The organism is uncultured Methylibium sp. (assembly GCF_902826655.1).
Taxonomy (GTDB): domain Bacteria; phylum Pseudomonadota; class Gammaproteobacteria; order Burkholderiales; family Burkholderiaceae_C; genus Methylibium.
Genome location: NZ_CADEFR010000133.1, coordinates 1 through 2,102, shown reverse-complemented (window position 1 = coordinate 2,102; position 2,102 = coordinate 1). Strand labels below are relative to the sequence as shown.

Below are 2,102 nucleotides of genomic sequence, written 5' to 3'. Positions count from 1 at the left end.
CCACAAGGACAAGCCGCTGACCAACGACCCGATGGAAGCCACCTACATCGGCATCCACATGTGGAAGCAGGCGGTCGAGAAGGCCAAGTCGACCGACACCGACAAGGTCATCGCGGCGATGGCCGGCCAGACCTTCAAGGCGCCGGGCGGCTTCACGTCGACGATGGACAAGGAGAACCACCACCTGCACAAGCCGGTGTTCATCGGTGAGGTCAAGGCCGACGGCCAGTTCAACGTGGTGTGGAAGACCAAGGGCCCGGTCGTCGCCGACCCCTGGAGCGACTACATCCCCGAGAACAAGGGCAAGGCCAACGTGCCGGCCAAGAAGTGAGTTGAGCTGAACCGAGCGCATCGCACGCGGGGCGGGCCGAGGCCCGCCCCGCGTGCGACCGGCTCCCGCTGGCATGCACCCTGCATGGCCGAAGGTGTGCCCTTGTCCTACCGTCTGGTCCTCTTCATCGCGCTCGCCTGCCTGGCCCTGCTGGCCGGCCCGGTGCATGCGCTCACGCCTCAGCAGGCGCTCGCCATCACGGCCGGCGACAGCGACGACCGCATCGCAGCGCTGCAGAAGGCCGTCGCGGCCGGCGACGCGCGCGTCGCGGTGCTGGCGCAGGCCCTGCTGGACGGCACGGTGAAGGCCGGCGCGCAGCGCGCCTACATCGTCAAGGACGACGGTTCGGCCGTCGACGCCGCGACCGGCACCCCCGCGACGCCGCCCGACGATGCCGAGGACGCCGTCGTCAACAACCGCATGCGCGGCGAGCTGGAGGCGGTGGTCGCCTCGCTGAAGCTGCGCGACCCCGACATCGACGTGCGCCGCAGCGCACTGAAGGCGCTGCGAGAAAGCGCCGACGAGACGATGCTCGCCCCGGTCGAGCAGGCGCTCGCCACCGAGACCGACGCGAAGCTCAAGGCCGACCTGGAGGCGCTGCGCTCGCGGCTGCAGCTGGGCGCCGGCGATACCGCCCTGCGCCTGGCCGCCGCGCAGGCGCTGGCCGCGCAGGCCGACCCCGCGACGCGCAACCTGCTGCTCGAGCGCCTGCGCCCCGCGGCCGACGGCGGCGAGGCCGACCCGGCGGTGCGGCGCGCGCTGCAGGCCTCGCTCGATGCCATGAGTTCGCGCCTCGCCTGGGGCGAGCGCGCCGGCGTGCTGTTCTCGGGCCTGAGCCTGGGCTCGATCCTGATGCTGGCCGCGCTGGGCCTGGCCATCACCTACGGGCTGATGGGCGTGATCAACATGGCGCACGGCGAGCTGATCATGATCGGCGCCTACGCGACCTACGCGGTGCAGAACGTCTTCCGTGCGTACCTGCCCGGCGCCTTCGACGCGTACCTGCTGGCCGCGGTGCCGGTGTCCTTCCTCGCGGCGGCCGCGGTCGGCGCGGTGCTGGAGCGCGGCGTGATCCGCTTCCTCTACGGCCGCCCGCTCGAGACGCTGCTGGCGACCTGGGGCATCAGCCTCATCCTGATCCAGACGGTGCGCACGCTGTTCGGCGCGCAGAACGTGCCGGTCGAGAACCCGGCCTGGCTGTCGGGCGGCGTGGCGGTGATGAGCAACCTGACGCTGCCCTACAACCGCATCGCCATCCTCGTCTTCGCCGCGCTGGTGCTGGTGGGCATGGCGCTGCTGATCGCGAAGACGCGGCTCGGCTTGTTCGTGCGCGGCGTGACGCAGAACCGCCCGATGGCGGCCTGCCTGGGCGTGCACACCGCGCGCACCGACACGCTGGCCTTCGCGCTGGGCGCCGGCGTGGCGGGTCTGGCCGGCTGCGCGCTGAGCCAGGTCGGCAACGTCGGCCCCGACCTCGGCCAGGGCTACATCGTCGACTCCTTCATGGTGGTGGTGCTAGGCGGCGTGGGCCAGCTGGCCGGGACGGTCTATGCGGCCATGGGGCTGGGGGTGGTCAACAAGCTGCTCGAGGGCTGGTCGGGGGCCGTCCTGGCCAAGATCATGGTTCTCGTCTTCATCGTGGTGTTCATTCAGAAGAGGCCTTCCGGGTTGTTTGCCCTGAAAGGGCGGGAAGCATGATGGTCCTGCTGACCTTGCGAGGACGCGCCGGGTCTCGCCCCGGCAGGCGAGTCACTTTCATTTGCTGGCCCAA

Annotated in this window: 2 protein-coding genes; both read left to right on the top strand. The window is 70.7% G+C overall.

Going from position 1 to position 2,102, the window contains the following annotated elements; genetic code table 11:
* Window positions 1-331: transporter substrate-binding protein (locus tag QZV97_RS20795; RefSeq protein WP_295647314.1), on the top strand; the 331-nt coding region annotated here is incomplete at its 5' end.
* A gap of 114 nt (window positions 332-445) precedes the next feature.
* On the top strand, window positions 446-2,029 hold the full coding sequence (gene urtB, locus QZV97_RS20790) for an urea ABC transporter permease subunit UrtB (protein WP_295647316.1): 1,584 nt from the start codon (window positions 446-448) through the stop codon (window positions 2,027-2,029).
* Window positions 2,030-2,102 lie beyond the last annotated feature (73 nt).